Below are 24632 nucleotides of genomic sequence, written 5' to 3' on the forward strand. Positions count from 1 at the left end.
GAACCTGACGTGAACATGACGGACATACTGAAAGAAGTAGGTCGAGGCAAAAGAGGTTCCAGAGATCTTACTTATGATGAAGCGATAGCGGTAGGCGAAATGATTTTGAATCGAGAAGCGTCTGATGTACAGATCGGTGCTTTTTTGATGGCAGAACGGATGAAGATGGAAAATATAGAAGAAATGCATGCGTTCGTAGATATCTGTCGTAAATATGCACTACGTACTTCTTCGATCAATAGTCTAGATTGTGCAGCGCCTTATGATGGACGTACGGCTTCGTTTATCGCCAGCTTTGCGACTTCATTTGTGCTAGCATCCACAGGTCAAAAAGTGACGTTACATGGTAGTGAGCCACTACCTCCTAAATGGGGAGTCACATTGCCTTTGTTGTTGCGTGAAATGGGAGTCAATACCGATCACCTAACACGAGATCAATCTCTATATGCCGCCCAAGAAACAGGGTTATTATTTGTATCAGCAGAGCAGTGGTGTCCTCCTCTTGGTGCTTTGCGTACATTACGTGAAGAAATAGGCGTACGTACGATCCTGAATAGCGCTGAGAAATTAATGAATTATAGTCATTCTCCTTATCTAGTATATGGCGTGTTCCATAATACGTTTTTTGAACGAATTGCTAAAGTATTGCAACGGCTGGATTATCAGCGTGCAGCTATTATTCAGGGAGCAGAGGGGTCGGAAGATTTATTTATTGATCGTCCTACACGTACGTATGTAGTAGAACATGGTGAAGCTCGTATGGAGATTATAGATCCTGAAGTGTATGGACTTGATATTTCGTTGCCTGAAATAAGCTGGACAGCCGCTACACAGATCGAAGTGACCGAACAGGTGTTACGCGGACAAGCTGATCTTGCATTTACTAATCAAGTACTACTCAATAGTGCTTACCGCTTAGCATTAACAGGCCAGACAGGCTCGATTGAAGAAGGCGTATATACCGCTAAGTCTATATTGGAAAGTGGCAAAGCTTATCAAGTCTACTGTCACTGGGGTCAGTTGATGCGTGGCGAACAGCCTAATATGTTATCGCTTGGGAAGATATAAACATACAAAAAACCGCTTCTCCTGTTGAGGAAAAAGCGGTTTTAATGTTTTTAGCCAATGATTGAATGAGGATCATCCAGATCAGATACCATTATGATTCGGTATCTTCATTTTCATCGGTTTCGACTACTTTTTTGACAATTTCTAGCTTGCGATAACGACGTGCGCTACGACGCAATACTTTGAACGTCAGATCTTCAAATTCATAGATTGCTCCAATGGCAAGATCAGGACGTTGACCGTATAACCAACCACTGATCGTATCCAATTCCTCATCATCCAGATCCGTACCTAACAGATCGTTGACACGGTTGATAAATACTTTACCATCGACAATCAGATGATGTGGAGCAATTTGTTGAATTTCATCTTCTTCATCGGCATCGAATTCATCGCGAATCTCGCCCACGATTTCTTCCAAAATATCTTCAATCGTAATCATCCCTGAAGTCCCGCCATATTCATCGACTAATATCGCAATATGTGTTCCTTCACGTTGCATTCGTTTGAGCAAATGCTTTACAGGTGTGGTCTCCGATAAAGACATCACCGGATGAATCAATGGAGCGACATTCAGATTCGGCGTTTCTTCCGCTGCTAAAAAGAACTGCTTGGTATTGATCATACCGATAATATTATCTTTACTTCCTTCCGCTACAGGGAAACGAGTGTATTGTTCTTTACGAATAATCATCCGATTTTCTTCCGGTGATTTCTCGGTAAATAAACACACCATGTCTGTACGAGGAACCATTAATTCTTTGGCTAGCATTTCATCAAAAGCAAAAATACGACTCACATAACCATATTCACTTTGATTGATTTTGCCACTTTCATAGCTTTCATTCAAAATAATATGCAATTCTTCTTCCGAGTGAGCTTCTTCATGTTCGCTTGCAGGTTGTAGACCAATCAATCGTGTTAAGAAGATAGCCGATCCATTTAAAATAAAAATAAAAGGATACATCAAACGGTTAAACCAGATAATCGGACGAGCGGTATACAACGTCACTTGTTCTGCTTTGCGTAAAGCCACTGTCTTCGGCGTTAATTCACCAACAACTACGTGGAAATAAGTTACTAATAATAAAGCAATCGCATACGATAAAATATGACTGAGTGATTCAGTAACACCCAAATTAGCAAAGATAGGAGATAACATATACTCTACAGTCGGTTCTCCTAACATACCCAACCCTAACGCTGTAATGGTTATGCCTAATTGACAGGTAGACAGGTAACCATCCAGATTCGAGATGACTTCTTTCGCATAACGAGCATTTTTGTTTCCCTCGGTGATCAATTGATCGATACGACTACCTCTTACTTTTACAATCGCAAATTCCACAACGACGAAAAACGCAGTAAAGATAATTAAAATTACAAATAACGTTAAATTAAGTCCTATATTAATACTGTCAGACAACAAACTCTCTCCCTTCGTGCGTGCCGATCCTATCGGGTCAGCATCCGCGATCCATTAATGTGAATGAGTCACACTTACTATCAGCAAATGTGTTAGACATGATTAAGGTCGTACGGAAACTGTATCCATATAATTGGACCGGTACTTAAGCTCTGCAAGTAATAAGCGCTTGAGCAAGAGAGGGATGAAAGAAAGAAGATGAGTGGGACTGATCGATATACGCACATACCGAACCAGAATCGCAAAGTAAGCAGCCAGTGTCATCACTGGTGGTAAAGTAGGCACATTTGATCCGCCATCTACATTACCTGCATACCGTGCTGATCCGTATGTCATTTTGCCTGGATAAATTCCAGTTGTGACAGCAAAGTCATAGTCTTCTTCATCTGTTGATTGAAATGGCATACAGAACAACAGCATGATTAGACTCATCAGTACAGCACTCATCATTCGCCTTCGTGCGGGTAAAGTATCCAAGTAGCATCTCCCATTTGAATAGGACGGTAAAGTCGTCCTCATGTATAGTTATATATATTCATATTATTACAAATATATTAACTCTGAATATCGAATATTGAATCAGATTACGGATTAGCTCTATACTAACTTTTGCTTAACGAGTAAGTAAGATAAAGAAAATAATAGCTAATGCAAAGCGATAGTAAGCAAATACATACAATGGAAGACGTTTAAGCAGATTCAAGAATGTTTTGATTGCGACTAGAGCGACAAGGAAAGCCGCAATAAATCCGGCTGCAAAAAATCCGAAGTCATCCATACTTAAATACTGTGCACTTTTGACAAGATCAAGTCCTGTTGCTCCGAACATTACCGGTACAGACACTAGAAATGTAAATTCAGCAGCAGCAGTGTGAGATATCCCGAGCAATAGTCCACCTGAGATGGTAGAACCGGAACGAGAGAATCCTGGCCATAGAGCAAGACACTGGAATAAGCCTACACCAAAAGCCTGCTTGTATGTAATATCATCAACCGTCATATTACCCGCTGAGCGGCCTTTACGCCATTCGGCATATATCATTAGCAAACCACCGACAACAAGGCTGTAGACGACAGTCATAGGTCCGAAAAGGTGTTCTTTAATGAAGTCATGCAAAATCAATCCAACCACCACAGCTGGCAACATCGCCAAAATAATATGCAAAATGTTTAGACGGCGCTGAGGAGCAATACCATTTTTACTTTTGAGACGACCATTAAATAGATCAGGAATCGTCATCAAAATATCAATAAACTTACGCCAGTACAGTACGACAACCGCAAGTACGGCTCCGAGTTGTACTACAATCTCAAATGTTTTGACCTGTTCTGCATTCTGATCTAGACCAAGTAAATAACTTGTCAAAATCATATGCCCGGTACTGGATACTGGCAAGAACTCTGTCAAGCCTTCAATAATACCCATAATAATTGCTGAAATAATATCCACGAACGGACCTCCTTTTAATGTGAGCATAGGTATAAATGTAATTTACGCTTACTCCATAGTATGAGATAAGACTGCACTCCGTCAATTTGCTAGATAGCCTATGTTATAAAGGTACATTCGTGCTATCTTCAGAAAACTGAACGAAAAGAACTAGATATGTAAAGGTTATTGATAAAGTAAGCGTTTGCTTATTTAGAAATAGTTACGATTAGCAACATATAAACTCGTAATTTGTCGATCATAAAAAATAATTTTTACAGATAACACTAGCCAAATTCTATAGTATCTGTTATGATTGATTCAGGAATTAGAATAAGTCTAAATTTAAAAATATAAAACGAAAAGAGGAATTATCTATGACATCTCTACAAAACACTTCTACTACAACTGAGACTACACAAACAACTGCATTATATAACGCTTTGAATGTACAAATTGCAAACTGGTCTTTGCTTTATACTAAACTTCACAATTTCCACTGGTACGTCAAAGGTGAAAACTTCTTTACACTACATGCTAAATTCGAAGAATTGTACGATCAAGCAACGGTATACATGGACGATATTGCTGAGCGTTTGTTAGCCATCGGTGGTCAACCTGTAGCTACACTTCGTGAGCAGTTGGAATTGTCTACATTGCTTGAAGCAACAGGTACAGAGCAAGCGAACCAAATGGTCAGTTCACTTGTCGAAGATATCGCAACTGTATCGACAGAATTAACAGAAACAATCGTTCTTGCAGAGCAAGTCAGTGACCAACCGACTGCTGATCTATTGATCGGTATTCGTGGCGAGATTGAAAAAGCAGCATGGATGTTGAACGCTTATCTTGGTCGTTAAGATCATCTGTTATCGATCACAATAATGAATGTATAGTATAGCCTTTATATAGAAGCCCTTCAGAGTATGATCTGGAGGGCTTTTGTTGTCGATAAGATAGAAAGCGATCGCATGGCTTAAAGCCGCTCATACTGTTCCTTTGAAACGATAAAATGAGCTATATATTCTAGTCATCCAAATGCAGTATAGATGCGTATTTTAGAGTGAGTGTGCTATTTATGGAACGATATGGAAAGTCTCTCAGCCCTTATACAGCAAGGATGTGCACGTTCTGTGACAATTGTGTCATAACACTGCCGAAGCTTTGTTTTGTAACGTATAATATGGACAATCCGAATAATGATACACAGACCAATCAGGCGGCCTCCCACCAGAGCGTCGCCTGTTTTTATATGTTGTAGAAGCGATTCTAATTTATAAGATAAAATGAGGTGGAATAGATGGCCGTTACACATCCGTTGATGCAAGAAGCTACATTGTTTTTGCATCAATGTTATCAAGAACTTGGCAAAAGTGATGCTGAACTAGAGGCACGTCTGCAACAAGTTGAACATGATATTCAAAACAATGGAAGTTATGAACATACATTTGAAGAATTAGAGCATGGGGCTAAGATGGCATGGCGTAACAGCAATCGCTGTATTGGACGTTTATTTTGGGATAATCTCAAAGTACGGGATCAACGTCATATTCAGGGAACGGAGCAGATTGCTGACTCTTTACTTGAGCATATCCGGTATGCTACAAATGGAGGGAAAGTGCGTCCAACGATCACTATTTTCAGGCCTCGTGCTATAGATGGCTCAGAAATGCGAATTTGGAACCATCAATTGATTCGGTATGCAGGTTATCAGACGAAAGAAGGCATAATCGGTGATCCTGCTTCACTTGAGTTTACGCAATTTTGTGAACGTTTGGGTTGGACAGGGGCAGGAACTTCGTTTGATGTGCTCCCATTAGTCATTAGTGAACATAATGGTTCACCACGCTGGTTTGAGATTCCTCAAGCAGATGTAATGGAAGTGCCGATGATCCATCCTGATTTTCCGGGATTTACAGAATTGGAATTAAAGTGGTACGCTGTTCCCATCGTTTCTGAAATGCGTCTAAATATTGGCGGTATTCATTATACAGCGGCTCCTTTTAACGGTTGGTATATGGGTACAGAGATTGGTGCACGTAACTTTGCAGATGAACATCGGTATAATTTGTTACCGCAGATGGCGAAGATTATGGGATTGGATACCAGCAGTAAAGCAACACTATGGAAAGATCGTGCATTAGTTGAATTGAATTTGGCTGTGTTATATTCGTTTAAAGAAGCAGGTGTGAGTATTGTCGATCATCACACAGCGGCTTCACAATTTCAGCGATTTGAAGAACGAGAAGCTGAAGCAGGACGTGCTGTAACCGGTAACTGGACATGGCTTATTCCGCCAATGTCACCTGCGACTACACATATTTTCCACCAATCGTATGATAATCGGGTAGTCACTCCCAATTTCTTTTATCAGGATAAACCATATGAACAGAAAGCTTCTGCTTCGCAAGGAGGCTGTCCGTTTCATTAACATGAGAGGAATATTATTTTGAATAAAATGGCAAGGCATATGAAAGGATTTGTTCATCCGGCACGCTTGATCCCACTGGGGTTTGCAGGGATGATTTTTATTGGAACGATACTTCTGAGTCTTCCGCTAGCGGGTACTAATGGTCATAGTGTAGGGTTATTGAACGCATTTTTCACCGCCACTTCTGCTGTTTGTGTGACAGGGCTTGCTGTGATTGATACGGGAGCCAGCTTTTCATTATTTGGGGAACTGGTCATCATGGTATTGATTCAGATCGGTGGACTCGGATTTATGACGTTCGGGGTGCTGTTTGCTGTGTTATTAGGAAAGCAGATTGGACTCAAGCATCGTTTAATGATTCAGCAAGCGACCAATGCTTTTTCAACGCAGGGATTAGTGAAATTATCGCTTAACATTTTCCTGATCGCTTTTGTACTTGAATTTGTAGCGATGATCACTTTGACACTACATTGGGGACCGACAATGGGATGGGTACCTGCGCTATATCAGGGCGCTTTTTACGCGATCTCTTCTTTTAATAATGCAGGCTTCTCCTTGTCTCCAGATAGCTTGTCCAGTCATGTGGGCGATCCGGTCGTCAATACGGTCGTTATTTCACTATTTGTGATCGGTGGACTTGGATTCATTGTCGTAACCGATATATTGCAAAAGCGCAGATGGCGTCGATTTTCTTTAAATACCAAGTTGGTACTGATGACTTCAGCGATTGCGACCATATTTGGCGTATTGTTTGTACTGATAGTAGAATGGGGCAATCCAGCAACACTCGGGCATTTGAGTATCACCGAGAAAATCTGGGCATCGTTATTCCAGGGCGTTATGCCACGTTCATCCGGTTATAATACCGTCAATATCGGTGGTCTGATGGCGGCAACGCAATTTGTCTTTATTATTCTAATGTTTATCGGAGCTGCCAGTGGTTCCACCGGTGGGGGGATCAAAACCAATACGTTTGCGATTCTAATGCTGGCGCTCTACAGTGTTGTCCGGGGTCGTAGTGAGATTCGTGCGTTCCACCGCAGAATTAGCTTTGATACAGCATTTCGTGCATTAGCGGTTATTATGATCTCGCTGGGTATTGTGTTTACAATGACGATCTTACTGACCATCACGGAAAGTGGAACAGATGCGCAATTTTTAAGTATTTTCTATGAAACGGTATCAGCTTTCGGTACAGTCGGTTCATCTATGGGCTTAACGCCTCATTTAACACCCGCAGGAAAAGTGATCATTATTATTACCATGTTTATCGGTCGTCTTGGTCCACTTGCTCTAGCGTATGCACTAGCACAGAAAAACAAAGAAGCCAAGTTCAGTTACCCGGAAGAAAAGGTACTGATTGGCTGATGTTCTCTGTTGCTTATTAATTGATTTTCTTTTCCCACCAGTTCAATAATTTACTTAGCGAATAGGTCAGGATAAAGTAAATAATCGAAGCTGTGATATAAGGTTCCCAGACACGCATATATTGTCCACGCATACTGTTAGCATAATACATTAGTTCCGGAGCGGCGATAATTGCAACCAGGGAAGAGTCTTTGATCAGTACAATAAATTCATTACCAAAAGCAGGGATCATTCGCTTGATCGCTTGTGGCAAAATAATATATCGCATTGTCTGGCGGCGTGTCATCCCGAGGGATAGCGCCGCTTCTGTTTGCCCTTTTTCAACCGATTGAATACCAGCACGGAAAATTTCAGCAGTATAGGCGGCTGAATTGAGTGTTAAAGCGACGATTGCAGCTAGAATGGGATCACTTCGATCAAGCAATAGTGGAATCAGACCAAAGTGGACTATAAGCACTTGCACAAGCAATGGAGTTCCACGAAAAAAGTTAATATAACAAGCTGTCGGTAAGTTGAAATACCATTTGGAAGACATCCGTCCAAATCCCATAATCAATCCAAGGATCGATCCGAAAATAATACCTGCAAATGAAATACCAATCGTTAACAAAGTCCCTTTTAATAAGATCGGGAGGTAATAAGCGATAATATCGAATCTGAAGTCTGTCATGCAGAGTCCCTTTCTATGTTAAAAGGTTTTTGTAGTGACATAGATGATGAACAGAATAACGATAGACGCATTACGCTTATGAAGTCCCTGCTTTGGTGATTTCAGCTTTTAAATTCGTCAGATCAGGCGCTGTGCCGAACCATTTTTGATAGATTTCAGCATATTTTCCATTGTCGATCACCGTTTGAATGGCAGGATCGATTTTAGCTTTGAGATCGCTATCTTTAGGATAGATCAGTCCATAATATTCTGAATTAAAATGAGTATTATCGGTGATACCGACTAATTTGTTGTTAGGATTGTTTTTGATATATTCGCGCACCACAGCAATATCTGCGACAACAGCATCTGCACCGCCATTATCCAGTTCCAGCAGTGCTAACGTATTGCTATCGAACTTTTTAAGATTGGTACTATTTTGACCCATAATTTTGGACATCAAGATATCCGCAGTCGTTCCGTTTTGGACAGCGACGGTTTTGTCTTTGAGATCGGTTGCGCTTTTGATGTTACTTCCTTCTTTGACCATAATCATATTGGTTGATTCGAAATAAGGGATTGAGAACGCATACGTTTCTTTACGCTCATCGGTGATCGAGACAGCAGAGATACCTGCTTTGTATTCGGTACCTTGTTTTACACTTTCCAGTAGAGTGTCCCATCCAATATTAGTAACCTCGTATTTCAAACCCGCTTCTTCCATAACAGCCGCTAGAAAATCAATATCAAACCCTGAGACTTTATCCAAATCCATAAATTCCATAGGAGCGTATGAAGCATCTGTAGCAACTTTGATTGTCTCATCACTGGTATTTGTGGTACTTGAATCGGTAGAAGCAGCAGGAGCAGGGTCTTTGGCAGGTGGTGTACCACATGCAGAAAGTACAATTATCATAATTAATGTCATAAAAGTTAACAAATAAGTCTTTTTCAAATCATAACCCCCTATTAATTTACTTTATATGATATGTATATTACCAATTAAGTTCTAAAAGCTCAATAAATATTATTTATTTGTTAGATAAAATAACACAAATACAAAAAACCTACTCTTTCTTTTGTAAAGTAGGTAGAGAACTACTTTACAAAAGAGAGAATAGGTAACGTCGCGATAAGACTATATATGCAGTTAAGATTGAAACTGTACATCCTCAACCGCTAGGACTTGAGCGAAACGGCCATTCCATACATTTTCATGATGAGCAATAATCTGATCGGCACGCAATACAGAGCTGTCTAGTGTGCTGGTGCCATCTTTAATCACAATATTTTGCTGATAACCTAGACTATAGGCAGCTCGTATAGAAGTATCGATACAGAATTCAGTCTGTGCACCTGCAAAAATGAGTTGCTGAATCTGATTTTTCTGAAGCCATGGTAGTAGTTCCGTCTGGTAAAAAGCATCCCATTTGGTTTTGCGGAACACAGGATCTTTATCCTGACGATCTAGCTTATGATAGATTTCCCATTCAGGCGTATCGACATATAGATCTTCGCCTGCGGTATAACTGGTGTGTTGAATAAAGATCACCGGACAATCTACAGTACGAGCTTGGGCAATCAGTTGATTGACTTTTGTAGTGAGTCGATCGCGTTGATACAACGCATTTTCAGGCAAATCAAAAAAGATTTCTTGCATATCAATAACAAGTAATGCCTGCTTCATCTTTATTCCTCCAATCACCTATGTATGATGTAAAAACATATTATATCTTAAAAAGCATCTGGATTATATAAATGCGATTGGTGTTTTATACAGAGTTATGGAACAATATAAGACATAAAGTACGTGATCAATCTTACTTATACTCTAGAATCAAAGGATGGATATGCCATGAGCGAAGAACGTATCGAAATTAGTAAAAATGTATTGATTGATTGTCTTGGACTCCAAGCAGGAGAGTCTTTGGTTGTAGTGGCTGATGATAGCCGCCAACATCTAGCTGAATCTCTGTATGAAGCGGGAAAGCGATTAGGAGCAGAATCGATGTTGATGGTCATGCAAGAGCGTAGCAAATCAGGAGAAGAACCACCTGCTTCGATTGCTACAGCGATGATGAACGCTTCGGTAGCAATCTGTGTAACACGTTATTCGTTAACTCATACCGCTGCACGTAAACAAGCCGCAGCCGCAGGTACACGAGTAGCGACGATGCCAGGGATCACAGAAGATATGTTCACCCATGGTGCGATCACTGCTGAATATGCCAAAGTGAAAGAATTAACAGAACATGTAACTTCTTTACTGACCAAAGCATCGACAGTCCGTATTGAAAAAGAAGGATATAGCTTATCCTTTTCAATAGAAGAACGTGAAGGTGTTCCGAGTACAGGATTGTATTTGAACCCCGGAGAATCCGGTAATTTACCTTCAGGTGAAGCTTATATTGCTCCGATGGAAGGAACCGCTCAAGGCCAGATCGTGATTGATGGTTCTATTGCAGGGATCGGAGCACTGGATTCTCCATTATTACTGAATATTAGTGAAGGTCGTCTGGTCGCTGCCGAAGGGGATACAGGAGCCGAATTATTGCTGATGTTAGGTGACGGAGATGGACGGATGTTAGGTGAATTTGGAATTGGAACAAATGATAAAGCACGTATTACAGGAATTGTGTTGGAAGATGAGAAAGTCTACGGCACGATCCATGTTGCTTTTGGCAGTAATAATACATTTGGTGGAACAGTTGCAGCAGGTGTACATATTGACGCTGTTGTCCAGAAGCCAGACGTGTATCTGGATGATGTTCTGATTATGCGTGCAGGCGAATTGTTAGCATAAAAAAGTAAAAAGAGCGACTTCTTGCTATTACAAGAAGTTGCTCTTTTTTTATTGTAATAAGTGGATTCAAAGTAATACTTTGTCGTTTATTGTAAATATAGAGCTTTTTTATTCTATTGTTAATTACACAGGGAGGAATTTGTTCATGCATCGTAAGTATACACGAAATATATTATGGATTGTCCCAATGGTTCTTTTATTGTTGATGACTGCCTGTACGCCAAGATCTGATTCATCGGAGCAACGAGCAGATGGCAAGGTAGAAATCGATTTTTGGACATTTTGGGGTTCGGAGACTCGTCGTCCGATTATTGAAAAGATTATCAGTGACTTCAATGCTTCGCAGGATCGCATTATTGTTAAGCATACATACCTCCCTTTTGGCGATATTTGGACAAAGAATCTTGCGGCAGTGGCGGCTGGTAATCCGGCGGATGTCATTATTAATGATTACGCCAACGTAAACCTCCGGGCGAGCAAAAATCAAAATACCAATCTAACCCCTTATTTGCAAAAAGATAATATTGAAGCCAATTTCTATTCAGAATTATGGAAAAATGTACTTTATAACAATGAAGCATATGCGTTACCGTTCAATACCGATACACGAATGCTGTATTACAACAAAACCGCTTTTAAAGAAGCAGGGCTTGATCCCAATCATCCTCCACAAACATGGGCAGAATTGGAAGAGTATGCTCAAAAATTAGATGAAAAAAGTGGCGATACCTATCAACAAGTTGGGTTCTATCCACTTTGGGGTGATTTTGGGATAGATAGTTGGTTGATCAACGGAGACAATGGTCAAGGGTACTTTGATGATAATAATCAGACCACGATCAATACTCCGGGCAAAGTCGACACGCTGAAATGGTTGCTGTCCTGGCAAGATCGTTTAGGTCGTCAGACGGTAGATGCGATGAAAGCCGAATTCGGTAATGGACAAAGCGATGCTTTTATTTCAGGTAAAGTCGCTATGTATATTCAGACAGGAACGTATAACACTCAACTTGAAGAGTTTGGCAAAGACCTCGATTTTGGTGTAGCCCCGATTCCAGAACGTGAAAGTGGTTCCGGTCATTGGAGTAGTGGTGGTGGATTCGTTGTAGAAATTCCTCGCGGAGCTAAGCATCCGGCAGAAGCATGGGAATTTATGAAGTACCTAACAGGTGTAGAAGCTCAGAAATATTGGGCCATCAAGAATTTTGATAATGTCGCTAATATGGAAGCCGCACAAGATCCAGAAGCGAATCAGAATCCAGTCTACAAAGCTTCAGTGGAAAATCTAGAAAGTACCAAATTATTCCCTATTCCATTAAGTGCTCCTGATTATAAAAATCTAATTAATCCACATATGGATGCTGTATTGCTGGGAAAAGAAACGCCCGAGCAAGCTTTAGCAGCGGCGCAACAAGATATACAGAACTTGATGGCGCAAAATACAAAATAAATCAATCATTATGTAATTCAAGTGTAGAGGCGAGAGTGGACTCGGAGCTAATCCTTGTTAAACTCTCGCTTCCTACGTTCATAAAGGGGGTCAATCATGAAAGCAACGATCGGGCACAAACGTCCGAAACTGTCTAAATTAGCCCGTCAGGAAGAAAGACAAGGGTATATGTTTATACTGCCGTGGTTGATTGGATTATTTGGGATTACATTGTTTCCTATGTTATTTTCGCTGTATGCCAGTTTTACCAATTATGATGTGACCTCACGAATGGACTTTATCGGGATAGACAATTATAGACGGATGTTTTCCGATGATCCTTTGTTCTGGACGTCTTTAGGAAACACATTATATTATGTTGTATGGATGGTTCCTCTAACGACGATCGGTTCTGTGCTACTGGCTTTGTTATTAAATGAGAAGATCTTAGGGATGCGTTTTTTCCGCACGATCTATTATTTGCCTGCTGTACTATCTGGAGTCGGTGTCTATTTTCTATGGATGCAATTATTAAGTCCAACCAGTGGGTTAATCAATACCTTATTATCTTGGGTAGGTATATCAGGCCCTGCTTGGTTAAGTGATCCAGTATGGACTAAGCCGGCGATTATTTTGATGAAAATGTGGGCAGTAGGCGGAGGGATGTTATTATATCTAGCGAGCTTACAAGGTGTACCTTCACAACTCTATGAAGCGGCTAAATTAGATGGAGCTTCTGTGTTTCGTCGATTCTGGCATATCACGTTGCCGATGATTTCGCCTGTCATTTTCTTTGATGTTGTAACCAGTTTTATCGGTGGATTTCAAGTGTTTCAAGAAGGGTACGTTATGACTGAAAGTGGTAACGGTGGACCTATGAATTCACTGCTTTTTTATAATCTGCATATGTGGCACAAAGCGTTTACTGTGTTTGATATGGGCTATGCCATGGGTATGGCATGGGTGCTATTTGTGATCGTGCTTGTACTCACTTTAATCAATATGAAATTATCCAGACGCTGGGTGTATTATGAAGGAGATGATCAATAATGGGACGTGTACAGCCATATATCTCACCGCAGATACATCACAAAAAGCGTCTATCTCCACGTCAAATCATTATTTTTATCATTCTGGCATTAGGAAGTATCTTATTCTTATTGCCACTCTGGTGGATGATCGCAACATCGTTAAAGTCGATGCAAGAAATTGCTCAATATCCGCCTACGTTTATCCCGCAAGAATTTCATCTGGATAATTATATTCGTACATGGGCAGCTGCGCCATTTACTCAATATACGTTGAATACCTTATTGCTTTCCTTTTTTGCAGTCACTGGTAATGTGATTGTGAATGCATTTGTTGCGTATGGATTTGCACGTATTCGATTTCGTGGTAAAAAAATATGGTTTTCGATTTTGCTAGCGACTATGATGATTCCGGGATTTGTTACCCTTATTCCGCAATATGTGATGTTTTCCAAATTACATTTAGTAGGCACTTATTATCCGTTAATTATTCCGCAGTTTTTGGGAAGTGCTTTTTATATTTTTATGTTGCGACAGTTTTATTTAAGTATTCCTCGTGAACTGAGCGAAGCCGCGAAGATTGATGGAGCCAGTCACTTTTATACATGGTTAAGAGTGATTATTCCACTATCCAAGCCTGCACTAGCAACGATTGCGATTCTTTCATTTAACGGCGCATGGAATGACTTTTTGGGTCCACTGTTGTATGTAAATGATGAGTCGCTGTATACCTTACAAATCGGTCTGCAATCTTTTCGAGGAAGTGTACAGACACAATGGAATTATCTGATGGCAGGTTCTGTACTGGTATTATTGCCTGTGATTGTGTTGTTCTTTATTTTTCAACGTTATTTTATCGAAGGAATGAATTTGACCGCAGGTACCAAAGGATAAGTCACTATAGTATTGCAACTCCATTAAGCGTTATCCTATTCTACCGAAGAAAGGGATACGCTTTTTTGGTGTGTTAGGATAGTATGATAGAGCAGAAGATAGATCTAGCAACAATGTGAATATGGTGGTGAACAAAATGAGAGTGCTAGAATTGACGATACAAGAGTTATTAAAGATTCCTTTGTTACATCAAACGAAGGTGATAAGCGGTGCACAAGGGCTGGATCGTGTAGTCAAAACGATTGATATTATTGAAGAACCTTATGAGATTGCAGGAGATAAGCAAGGAGTACTTATTCTGGTGACCGCATATGCGCTTCGAGATCGTCCAGCGTTATTACTAACAATGATTCAACAGTTACATCAAAGTGGAGCAGCAGGTCTGGTGATCAAATCGGTACAGGTGCTTGATCATATTTCAGCAGAAGCGAAAGCGCTAAGTGATCAGTATGGACTTCCCTTGATCGAATTACCAGAAGACATTTCATATAGTGATATCACTCATGCTGTTATCGAACAAGCACTCCATCGACAAGAAGTGTTACTGCAACGATCAGATGAAGCGTATCGTACATTAACCACAATGGTTCTTGAAAATATAGGTATCCAAGCGGTAAGCGACCATGTGGCAGGACTACTCAAAGCACCTGTCGCTGTGATCAACCATAGTGAAGAATTGATCGTCTCCTCACCCATCGGTTGGGATTTCCATCATGCTCAGTATCCTGTCCGGCGAAATATTAATGTCGATCAGCGTAGTGTCGCTTATCTGTTAGTCGATAAAGAGAATTTAGATGCAATGGAAGAAGTGGGGATTGAACAAGCACGATTAGTACTGGCGCTAGAACTGATGCGTAACAAAATTATCGAAGACACTGAAAACCGTTTACGAGGTAATTTTATAGATGAATTGATGACACCACCGGCTCCTCCTCGTCATGAAGTCGAAGAGCGTGGTCAACAATTAGGAATGAATCCTTCTCATTTGTGGGAAGTGGCTGTGATTGAAGGACGTGTAGCACCGGATGAAGAATGGCTGACACGCTTATTGTACCAAGAAGCCGCCAAGTATAATATTCGTCCACATATCGAGTTTCGTAGTAATCGTGCGATTCTATTTCTACCTACGCCTCAAGTGAATGCAGATCATGCGGGAGATCAGCGCCAACAGACTATTCCATGGGCAGATATTGTGTTGTCATGGTTAAATGATAAAGAAGGCAAATTAGCAGGCTATCGCTCGGGTATTGGTCGCCCCAAAGCGTTGTGGGATATCCATGAAGGATTTAGCGAAGCCCGTAATGCACTAACGATTTCTCGCCGATTGAGCGGGGAAACTTCTTTGACCGCTTACAAAGATATCGAAGTCTATCATTTACTACGTGGCACGATGGATGAGAAAGGGTTCGGTATACTATTTGACCGTAAGCTCGGTAAGCTCAAGCAATATGACGAAGAACATACGACCGATTTATTACGGACACTTTTCTTCTATCTGGAAAGTCGAAGTAGCTTGATTGACACTGCTCATTTGCTATCGATCCACCGCAATTCAGTAAAGTATCGGTTAGAACGTATTCGCGATATTACAGGATTTGATCTTAACGATCCCCATGAGCAATTTGTGTACCAGATGTGCTTGATCTACTATTACCTGTTAGAACATCCCGAATAATGAAGGATCCAAGTCGTTTTCTCATCAGAGAGAACGGCTTTTTATTTTAAATTTTAGTTACACAGAAGCTTAATCAATTAATGATTTTGACCGATAAATAATAAGCAAGATAGTTAGCAAATGATGTTGTACTGGGGATAACAACAGAGATTGCACATGAATAAGTACGAACAGAGTTACATTTTTACAGGTAAACAGCATAATTAGGGGGAGTACGAAAAGGTATGGCAAGATTAGGATTTCGAGAAAAGATGGTTATTTATATTAGTATCGTTATTATTATTGGAAGTGGATTATTGGGTTATTATGCAGTTCAACGTGCCAGTAGCCAAATGATTCAAGCTTCTCACCAAAAACTACTTGGCGATCTGGAAAGTGGTTATTTGTTAATGGATGCGATGTATCCCGGGGAATGGGAAGCACGTGATGGGAAATTGTATAAAGGCTCGCAGGTCATGAATGATCAATTTGCATGGATAGATCAATTTGGTCAAAAAACAGGGGATACCGCTACTTTATTTTTAAATGATACTCGAATTGCTACAAATGTGATCAAAGAAGATGGGCAACGTGCAACAGGTACCCAAATCTCAGATACAGTCGGTAATATCGTATTAAAACAAGGTCAATCCTATACAGGCGAAGCGAATGTGGTCGGGCAAGTCAATCAAGCCGCATATATGCCTCTTCAAAATGCTTCGGGTGAAGTGATTGGTATCTGGTATGTGGGTGTGCCTAATGCTCCTTATGAAGAAGCCAATGCTAGTTTTGAAAAAGGGATTATTTTATTCGTTGTATTAGAAATTGTTGCTGCAATGATTGTAGTGTGGTTAGTAACGAAGCGTCTGTTACGTCCTTTAATTATGATCACTCGGGCTGCTGAGCAAGTCGCAGGGGGCAGTCTACAAGTAGAGCTTCCTGTAGTACGTAGTCAAGATGAGATTGGACGTTTAAGTCTGTCGATTCGTGCCATGATGGATAATTTATCGCATCTAATGGCAGACATTCGCCAGAATATGTATTCTTCGGCAAGTCAGATCAGTGATTCGTCAGAGCACTTTTCCAGATCACTCGAACAAATGAGTCATTCGTATAGTGAGGTTGTACTTAGTAATAAAGAAATGAATAGCAATGCGTCTTCAGGCAACCAAGTGATTCACGAATCCAACGATATTATGCAGACACTCTCACATCTTATTACTCGTGCTGCGATTCGTATCAACGGAGCTGTGCAGGATTCAGAATATACACAAGAAACAGCGCAACGAGGCAAAGAAACGATGACACAAACGATTCAATCGTTAGAAGCATTTGCCCAAGCCGCTGTTGAAAATGGGAAAATCGTACAGGAGTTAGATAGCTATTCCAAAGAAATTCAATTGATTGCGCATACGATCTCAGAGATTGCAGGATCGACAAATCTGCTAGCTCTCAATGCTTCGATAGAAGCTGCACGTGCAGGAGAAGCAGGGCGAGGATTCGCAGTAGTCGCTTCAGAAGTCAGACGACTGGCTGAACAAGCAAGTGAAGGAGCACAATCAGTAGAACAATTCACTTCCAAAATGAGTGTATCGATTACTCGTGCTGTAGAGACGTTGAACCAAGGTAGTCTCCATCTCGCATCCGGTCGTGCTGCGGCGCAATCATCTGAAGAAGCTTTGGAAGCGATCTGGCAAGCGGTAGGAACAACAGCGATCAGTATTGGTGAAGTATCTGTGATTGCTCAAGAAAAAATCGAGTGTTCTCAAAAGGTAAAAGCAAAATTAATTCAGTTAGAAGAAACGATTGAACACGCCCTTCAATCTTCTAATAAAGTATTGGTTGTATCAGAAACCGTAGGAACTGAGATTGAACAACTGGCGGCAAGCTCACAGCAGTTAGATGCGATGTCATCTCAATTGCAAGCAGCAGTATCTAAAGTTCTTTCGTAATCTAATCGGATAATGTCTTAGAAAATATCACAAACCAAATACCCGCTGAACCGACCATAGATGATCGATTCAGCGGGTATTTGTTGTACACATTTACACATAGCCAATCTGTTCAAGTCCAAGCAGAAGGGTCCCAACGCAGATCAGAAGTGATCGGCATATCATGACTCACTTGTTCTAACAATGTATCTGCATCATCAGAATAGACCAATCGGCTTAACGAAGACGAACCTGAAAATCCTTCACGGACAGTATGTTGAATCAACTGTAATAGAGGTTCATAATACTGATTCACATTATATAATCCTAACGGCTTATGATGAATTCCAATCTGTGACCAGCATAATACCTCAAATAATTCTTCCAGTGTACCTAATCCACCGGGTAAAGCGATAAAAGCATCTGCCATTTCTTGCATCATTGCTTTACGTTCATGCATACTGTCGACTCGAATCAATTCACTTAATCCTTGATGGCCTCGTTCGCTATGTAGCAATCCAGCAGGCATAATTCCTGTGACTGTACCTCCTGCTTGTAAAGCGGCATCTGCGATAGCACCCATCAATCCCAGTCGTGAACCTCCATAAATCAAATGAATCTCATGTTCAGCAATACGTTGACCTAACAATGATGCGTATTGCAAATAATCACTATTATATCCTGTACCCGAGCCTGCAAATACACATATTGATCTCATACTATTCACTCCTTATGCAAGGTATATATCTGTATAGTATATATACCCTTTATCAGCGCACTATAAGAAAAAGCCTTGAATATATTCAAGGCTTGATCCCCTAATAGAACTTTAATAAAGAAATAGATAAGCAAAATTGAATTATTGCGGATTATTTGTCCATAGACCTGCGCTTTTCAGCAACACACGAGAAGGTAATTTAAGTGCAGCTACAACCAATTCAGCCAAATCTTCCGGTTGCATCATACGATCTTCTTCACCAATCGGTAGCCCTGCATTGACTGCAAGTGGCGTATTCACTGTACTTGGTGTTAGCGCAGTTACACGGATATTGAATTTGCGTACTTCTTGCATTAATGATTCAGTCATACCCATCACAGCAAATTTGGAAGCGCAATAAGCTGATCCTGTAGCGAATCCACGTTCACCCGCAGTAGAAGCGATATTGATAATATCTCCGCTTTCTTGTGCGATCATACCTGGTAACAATTCATGAGTCACATAGTATGTACCCATCAGGTTAACACGTAGAATCTGTTCCCATTCTGCTGGGTCCATATCAACCATTTTACCGAAGCTACCGATTCCTGCATTATTGATCAGAATATTTATACGTCCCAAAGAAGCCGCAAGTGAAGCAACTGCCTGACGTGCTTCTTCCGAGTTCCCGATATCTGCTGTTGCTGTAAATACTTGAATATCATAAGTAGAAGTCAATTCAGCCTTCAACTGTTCTAGATCTGAAGCAGTACGTGCTAGTAATCCTAATTGCACGCCTTCTTTCGCAAGAGCTTCGGCAATCGCTTTACCGATTCCTTTACCTGCTCCTGTGATAATAGCTGTTTTATGATGAATATCCATAGATGAAATCCTCCTAGTAATCGTGTGATAGATTGCGTACCTATTATACTCTTCCGAACTCATCGGGGCAAAATTAAAGCAATTACTTTTGAGAAAATGTAATAAAATCAGTTACAAATTCCGACAATTCCTATATACTGATATATTGTGGAATTTAATTCCTAGAAAGTGAAGGGATGCCTTTTGGATCAAGATTATGTTCAACCTATTATTGAAAAATTATTGCACCGCGCCAATAGTCATGTGCATGTGTTAACCAAACCATATTTTCCAGGTGATCGTTCGATAGGTGGCAAGTTCGGTATGAACAGCCGTACGATTACTTTATATATTCAAGAAATTGAAGAACAATGTATCGAGCTATTTGGATCGTTACAACCTATCGAATCTTATATTCAGATCATTTTTGCTCATGAATTAGGTCATGCTCATGATCCGATGTTAGAAATGTTAGCTGATGAATTAGAGCAGTGTTCGGATTCTTTGCAATGTGCACGGATTGCTTTGCGAATTGAAGAAAATGCGTGGGAATATGCACGCGATTTATTGCCTGACGTAGAACTTTTTATTTTTGAAACGATTCTGGATCGTTCTTTAGAAGCGTATTATGATGCGTTAAATGCCCATCAGACAGGGAATATTGCATGATCTTACATCTAACGAACTACCAATATACAATGATAAAAAGATAGATTAGTCACACGAACATGTGTACTGATTTATCTTTTTTTGTTACAATAAATACAAACTAGGAGGTGTATTTATGAAATTCAAAGATCCATCCAAGCGTCGTGTTATTTTGTTTATAGCTATGTCTTTAGACGGGTATATAGCGGATGAACAAGGAAGTGTAGAGTGGTTAGAACAGGTTGAAGGGGAAGGTGATAACGGGTATAACGATTTTATAGAGCAGGTTGATACGATTTTTATGGGTAGACATACATATGAAGTTATTCAGGGGTTTGATATGCCTTTTCCATATCAGGATAAGCAGTGTTATGTATTTTCTCGTTCATCTCAGCAGGCAGACGAACATGTTACTCCTATTCAAGAAGAATTAACATCGTGGGTACCACAGCAATTAGAACAATCAGGTAAGCATATCTGGTTAATGGGCGGCGGTCAGCTTGTTCATGAATTTTTACAACATCATTGGATCGATGAAATGATCATTACGATAGCACCTGTGATGTTAGGTTCAGGAATCCCCCTTTTCCGAGAAGGATTCCCGACCTCATCATGGATTGCTCAAGAGACTCGTTCGTATGGACAATTAGTCACACTACATTATGTTAAGCCTGACTTGCTGCAATCGCCTGCTCCAGATCAGCAATAATATCCGAAATATGTTCTGTGCCTACCGATAAACGAATCAATTCTGGACGTACGCCCGCAGCCAGTTGTTGTTCTTCCGTTAACTGCTGATGGGTTGTACTGGCAGGATGAATAATAAGCGACTTGGAATCACCTACATTAGCAAGATGTGAAAATAATTGAACTTGCTCAATCAATTTCTTCCCGGCATCAGCGCCACCACGAATCCCAAATGTCAGAATCGCTCCTTGACCTTTAGGTAAATATTTCTGTGCCAAATCGTAAGAAGGGTGACTGGCTAGACCGGGATAGCTTACCCATTCGACTTGCGGATGTTGCTCTAGAAAAACAGCCACTTGACTAGCATTTTCACTATGACGTTCCATTCTCAGATGGAGCGTCTCTAATCCTTGTAACAATAACCACGAGTTAAATGGAGCAATCGGAGCGCCTAGATCACGCATCAGTTGTACACGGGCTTTGATAATATAAGCAATAGCACCTACCGCTTGGGTATACACCAAGCCGTGATAACTCGGATCAGGCTCAGTTAAGCCTGGAAATTTACCACGGGCTGTCCAATCGAACTTCCCACTGTCTACAATCACACCACCAATAGATGTACCATGACCTCCGATAAACTTGGTCGCCGAATGCACTACAATATCCGCTCCATGTTCGATCGGACGAAGCAAGTAAGGACTTGGAAAAGTATTATCGACAATTAGCGGAATCCCATGCTCATGGGCAATCGCAGCAACAGCTTCGATATCCAGCACATTTCCTAGCGGATTACCTACCGTTTCTGCATAAAGCGCTTTCGTCTGATCTGTAATCGCTGCTCGGAACGTCTCCGGATCGTCTGAATTAACAAATGTAACTTCTATACCAAGCTTAGGCAATGTATTAGCAAATAAGTTGTATGTACCTCCATATATACTCGCCGCGGATACAATATGATCACCGCTACTGGCAATATTGAGAATCGAAAATGTGATCGCGGCTTGCCCTGATGCGGTAGCCAGTGCACCTGCGCCACCTTCCAAAGCAGCAATCCGTTGTTCAAATACATCCGTTGTCGGGTTCATCAGACGGGTATAGATATTACCAAATTCGTTGAGTGCAAATAAATTAGCCGCATGTTCACTATCACGGAATCCATATGAAGAAGTCTGATATAACGGTACAGCTCTTGAAAAAGTAGTCGGATCGATTTCTTGTCCTGCATGAATAGCTAACGTTTCGAATGAAAAAGGTTGATGTTCAGACATAAGCTCAAATCTCCTTTAACCAAATAGAATAGGTGAATAGAGGCTGTCGAATCAGAGGTGTTGTTCATTCTCAATTTTACCTATTTTCGCATGATCTGATGTAATATTCAATCTTAATTTTATAATTCCTATAAAAATAGTATGCTTTATAGCTGGAGTACATATAGTTTTGTGAATAAAGTGTTGATATTTAACACATAAAAGCTTCTCTTGAATGACTTTCACTCTTTGAAAATAAGGGTAATATCAGACGAGGAGGGTGATCTTATGCGAAAACGTGATGCAACGAGAAGAAAGAATCTACCACGAAAATCACGTCGGATGCGTATACGTAAACCAGATGAAACCAGTCTTGTTGTTGATCTAACACATCGGCGTATCTTTACCAACAATCGGTATGAACTATTCCGGCTCTTGAATGATATTTTTACAACACTTTGTTTTTTGACAGGTAGTTATTTCTTTTTTACCAGTGAAACGAAAACAGGTACGATTATGTTTATTATCGGTAATGCGAATACATTGCTACGAGCGATTATTTCTATTATTCAGCGTGTTCATATGGAATGGATTGACGATGAAAAAGGAAAAGAGACTTTTTATCCTTCTAAATAAACAGCAGGATATAAAGATAATATAAAGCACACCATTTGCATTCAGATTATAGATGATTATGAAAACAAAAAACGGCAACAAAAAACCTCAACGATAAGAGTTGAGGTTTTTTTATATTTAACTCTAACATGCACTCTATTTAATTCTAAGATAGGCTCTATAGAAATGCTGATTACCGATTTACTTTTTTCAACGCTTGAGTCGCTGGGCCTTCAATCACCTCACCATTATAGGCGAATCGTGCTCCGTGACAAGGACAATCCCACGAGCGTTCAGCTTCATTCCAACCGACTTCACAACCCATATGGGTACATGTCGTATCCACCATATGTAGAGCACCCTCTGGATCACGATAAGCACCGGTGCGTTTCCCATGATGCCAGATGACTCCGCCTTCATCATTGTCTAGATCATCGGCTTTACGGCGGTTAAAGTCTAATTTACCTGTAATCATTTCTTTAGCCACGTTCGCATTTTGGACAACAGCTGTTTTGATCTTAGTCAATAACGGTTGCTTGCGAGAAGGGTTAAACAGTTCAGCATACCGATTATCCCGACCCATAATCATATCTGTCATCATATGAGCTGCAAGTGTACCTGAAGTCATCCCCCATTTGGCAAAAGCGGTACCGACTAGAATATTCGGTTCATCTTCTGTGATATAACCAATACATGGGATATCATCAAGCGAAAATAAATCTTGAGCTGACCAGCGGTAGGGAATTTCTTTGATCCCCAGTAACATGCCTACAAAGTGTTCCAAACCTTCATAATGCGTAATCGTCTCATCTTCTTGACCTGTTTTGTGTCCATTACCGCCAACGATCAACATTTCTTGTCCATCAATCGTAGCCGAACGAAGAGAGTGTTTTGGTTCATCTACACTCAGATACATCCCACCGGCAAAAGTCGTCTCTGCACGAACCGCTAATGTATAAGAACGTTGAGCACGTAGACGAGCAAAGTAAAACCCATTCTGGTCAGTGACTGGATAATGCGATGCGGATACTACTTTGTCGCAAGTGATACCAAATTCCTGATCTTGTATCAACAGACGTGGACGATCTCCTGATTCCACTTCTTCAATCATCGTATCTTCATAGACTGTTCCACCGAGTAAAAGGAATTGTTGCAACAAGAACACAAGGTATTGTAACGGATGGAATCGTGCTTGATCCGGTAAAGCGATAGCTCCTTTGACACTTAACGGAATAGGCAACGAATCAACCCATTCGCCAGGAATACCCAGCTTACGGTAAGCATCCATTTCTTTTTCCAACTTTTTGAGTGTAGCATCGTCGGACTCTACATAGATGTAAGATGTCTCTTGTTGCCAATCACAATCAATCTGATGTTCTTCAACCAGACGGCGCATATAATGGAGTGCTTCTTGGGCACCTTCATAATAAAGAATAGCTTCTTCTTCACTAAAATTGCTGATCAACTCATTATAGATCATGCCATGTTGCGAGCTGACTTTGGCAGTTGTATATCCTGTCGTTCCATCTAATACTTTGCCACTTTCTACTAAGACTACTTTTTTACCTTCTTGAGCCAGTAGATAAGCCGCTGTAATGCCTGTGATCCCTGCTCCTACAACAACAATCTCTGTATCCAATTCTCCTTGCACACTAGGAAAAGTAGGCAGATCGACCGTAGCTCTCCACAGCGAAGATGGATATTCAGGTAAATTTTGAGGCGATGTATTTTCAGACGTTTCTTCATGAGATGGTTCTTGCATCG

General features: G+C 40.6%; 23 protein-coding genes. 13 read left to right on the forward strand and 10 right to left on the reverse strand.

The window, feature by feature from the left end:
* Positions 1-9 precede the first annotated feature (9 nt).
* Positions 10-1068 (forward strand): anthranilate phosphoribosyltransferase, encoded by a 1059-nt coding sequence (locus tag RCP16_RS20710; RefSeq protein ID WP_137223128.1) that lies wholly within the window; start codon positions 10-12, stop codon positions 1066-1068.
* Positions 1069-1159: 91 nt separating this feature from the next.
* Here the strand turns inward: RCP16_RS20710 and RCP16_RS20715 are convergent, their stop codons facing one another.
* The 3 genes from RCP16_RS20715 to bacA all read right to left on the reverse strand — a co-directional run bounded on the left by RCP16_RS20715 (position 1160) and on the right by bacA (position 3944).
* On the reverse strand, positions 1160-2494 hold the full coding sequence (locus RCP16_RS20715) for a hemolysin family protein (protein WP_308641223.1): 1335 nt from the start codon (positions 2492-2494) through the stop codon (positions 1160-1162).
* A 102-nt stretch (positions 2495-2596) separates the two neighbouring features.
* Positions 2597-2971, reverse strand: a complete 375-nt coding sequence (locus RCP16_RS20720; RefSeq protein ID WP_137223124.1) for a hypothetical protein — start codon at positions 2969-2971, stop codon at positions 2597-2599.
* 136 nt (positions 2972-3107) lie between these two features.
* A complete protein-coding gene (gene bacA, locus RCP16_RS20725; RefSeq protein ID WP_273592622.1) occupies positions 3108-3944 on the reverse strand; it encodes an undecaprenyl-diphosphate phosphatase in 837 nt (278 codons plus the stop codon).
* Positions 3945-4300: 356 nt separating this feature from the next.
* Between bacA and RCP16_RS20730 the strand changes: the two genes are divergently transcribed.
* The 3 genes from RCP16_RS20730 to RCP16_RS20740 all read left to right on the forward strand — a co-directional run bounded on the left by RCP16_RS20730 (position 4301) and on the right by RCP16_RS20740 (position 7722).
* A complete protein-coding gene (locus RCP16_RS20730) occupies positions 4301-4783 on the forward strand; it encodes a Dps family protein (RefSeq protein ID WP_069327677.1) in 483 nt (160 codons plus the stop codon).
* Positions 4784-5223: 440 nt separating this feature from the next.
* Positions 5224-6354: a nitric oxide synthase oxygenase gene (locus RCP16_RS20735; protein WP_308641224.1), complete on the forward strand. Its 1131-nt coding sequence runs from the start codon at positions 5224-5226 to the stop codon at positions 6352-6354.
* A 27-nt stretch (positions 6355-6381) separates the two neighbouring features.
* Positions 6382-7722 carry a TrkH family potassium uptake protein gene (locus RCP16_RS20740; RefSeq protein ID WP_308642520.1) on the forward strand — a complete coding sequence of 447 codons (1341 nt, stop codon included), beginning with the start codon at positions 6382-6384 and terminating at the stop codon, positions 7720-7722.
* Positions 7723-7738: 16 nt separating this feature from the next.
* Here the strand turns inward: RCP16_RS20740 and RCP16_RS20745 are convergent, their stop codons facing one another.
* The 3 genes from RCP16_RS20745 to RCP16_RS20755 all read right to left on the reverse strand — a co-directional run bounded on the left by RCP16_RS20745 (position 7739) and on the right by RCP16_RS20755 (position 10058).
* Positions 7739-8392, reverse strand: coding sequence for an amino acid ABC transporter permease (locus tag RCP16_RS20745; RefSeq protein ID WP_308641225.1), 654 nt, complete (start codon positions 8390-8392; stop codon positions 7739-7741).
* 76 nt (positions 8393-8468) lie between these two features.
* On the reverse strand, positions 8469-9326 hold the full coding sequence (locus RCP16_RS20750; RefSeq protein ID WP_308641226.1) for a basic amino acid ABC transporter substrate-binding protein: 858 nt from the start codon (positions 9324-9326) through the stop codon (positions 8469-8471).
* 195 nt (positions 9327-9521) lie between these two features.
* Complete coding sequence (locus RCP16_RS20755) at positions 9522-10058, reverse strand: cysteine hydrolase family protein (RefSeq protein WP_308641227.1); 537 nt, start codon at positions 10056-10058, stop codon at positions 9522-9524.
* Positions 10059-10226: 168 nt separating this feature from the next.
* Here RCP16_RS20755 and RCP16_RS20760 point away from each other — a divergent pair, with 168 nt between their 5' ends.
* From RCP16_RS20760 to RCP16_RS20785, 6 genes are all read left to right on the forward strand, one after another.
* Complete coding sequence (locus tag RCP16_RS20760; RefSeq protein WP_069327682.1) at positions 10227-11174, forward strand: aminopeptidase; 948 nt, start codon at positions 10227-10229, stop codon at positions 11172-11174.
* Positions 11175-11319: 145 nt separating this feature from the next.
* On the forward strand, positions 11320-12624 hold the full coding sequence (locus tag RCP16_RS20765) for an ABC transporter substrate-binding protein (RefSeq protein WP_308641228.1): 1305 nt from the start codon (positions 11320-11322) through the stop codon (positions 12622-12624).
* Positions 12625-12720: 96 nt separating this feature from the next.
* On the forward strand, positions 12721-13653 hold the full coding sequence (locus RCP16_RS20770) for a carbohydrate ABC transporter permease (RefSeq protein WP_069327684.1): 933 nt from the start codon (positions 12721-12723) through the stop codon (positions 13651-13653).
* Complete coding sequence (locus tag RCP16_RS20775; RefSeq protein ID WP_308641229.1) at positions 13653-14525, forward strand: carbohydrate ABC transporter permease; 873 nt, start codon at positions 13653-13655, stop codon at positions 14523-14525. The genes RCP16_RS20770 and RCP16_RS20775 overlap by 1 nt, the downstream gene beginning before the upstream one ends.
* Before the next feature lie 136 nt (positions 14526-14661).
* Positions 14662-16200: a PucR family transcriptional regulator gene (locus RCP16_RS20780; protein WP_308641230.1), complete on the forward strand. Its 1539-nt coding sequence runs from the start codon at positions 14662-14664 to the stop codon at positions 16198-16200.
* A gap of 224 nt (positions 16201-16424) precedes the next feature.
* Positions 16425-18131 (forward strand): methyl-accepting chemotaxis protein, encoded by a 1707-nt coding sequence (locus RCP16_RS20785; RefSeq protein WP_069327687.1) that lies wholly within the window; start codon positions 16425-16427, stop codon positions 18129-18131.
* A 112-nt stretch (positions 18132-18243) separates the two neighbouring features.
* Here the strand turns inward: RCP16_RS20785 and RCP16_RS20790 are convergent, their stop codons facing one another.
* Both RCP16_RS20790 and RCP16_RS20795 read right to left on the reverse strand, forming a co-directional pair.
* Entirely contained in the window at positions 18244-18828 is a 585-nt protein-coding gene (locus RCP16_RS20790) for an LOG family protein (protein ID WP_069327688.1), read from the reverse strand.
* A 141-nt stretch (positions 18829-18969) separates the two neighbouring features.
* A complete protein-coding gene (locus RCP16_RS20795; RefSeq protein ID WP_308641231.1) occupies positions 18970-19689 on the reverse strand; it encodes a 3-ketoacyl-ACP reductase in 720 nt (239 codons plus the stop codon).
* Between the two features lie 183 nt (positions 19690-19872).
* Here RCP16_RS20795 and RCP16_RS20800 point away from each other — a divergent pair, with 183 nt between their 5' ends.
* Both RCP16_RS20800 and RCP16_RS20805 read left to right on the forward strand, forming a co-directional pair.
* Positions 19873-20337: a hypothetical protein gene (locus RCP16_RS20800; protein WP_069327690.1), complete on the forward strand. Its 465-nt coding sequence runs from the start codon at positions 19873-19875 to the stop codon at positions 20335-20337.
* A gap of 115 nt (positions 20338-20452) precedes the next feature.
* On the forward strand, positions 20453-21025 hold the full coding sequence (locus RCP16_RS20805; protein WP_308641232.1) for a dihydrofolate reductase family protein: 573 nt from the start codon (positions 20453-20455) through the stop codon (positions 21023-21025).
* Here the strand turns inward: RCP16_RS20805 and RCP16_RS20810 are convergent.
* The gene (locus tag RCP16_RS20810; RefSeq protein ID WP_308641233.1) at positions 20982-22274 is read right to left on the reverse strand and encodes a homocysteine synthase; all 1293 of its coding nucleotides are present in this window, start codon (positions 22272-22274) and stop codon (positions 20982-20984) included. The two genes, RCP16_RS20805 and RCP16_RS20810, sit on opposite strands and share 44 nt — an antisense overlap.
* Positions 22275-22541: 267 nt before the next feature.
* On the opposite strand from RCP16_RS20810, the gene RCP16_RS20815 reads away from it, so the two are divergent.
* Entirely contained in the window at positions 22542-22889 is a 348-nt protein-coding gene (locus RCP16_RS20815) for a YrhK family protein (protein WP_069327693.1), read from the forward strand.
* Between the two features lie 172 nt (positions 22890-23061).
* Here the strand turns inward: RCP16_RS20815 and RCP16_RS20820 are convergent, their stop codons facing one another.
* The gene (locus RCP16_RS20820) at positions 23062-24630 is read right to left on the reverse strand and encodes an FAD-dependent oxidoreductase (RefSeq protein ID WP_137223100.1); all 1569 of its coding nucleotides are present in this window, start codon (positions 24628-24630) and stop codon (positions 23062-23064) included.
* Positions 24631-24632 lie beyond the last annotated feature (2 nt).

It is taken from the genome of Paenibacillus nuruki (assembly GCF_963311185.1).
In the GTDB taxonomy this organism is placed as follows: Bacteria; Bacillota; Bacilli; order Paenibacillales; family Paenibacillaceae; genus Saccharibacillus; species Saccharibacillus nuruki.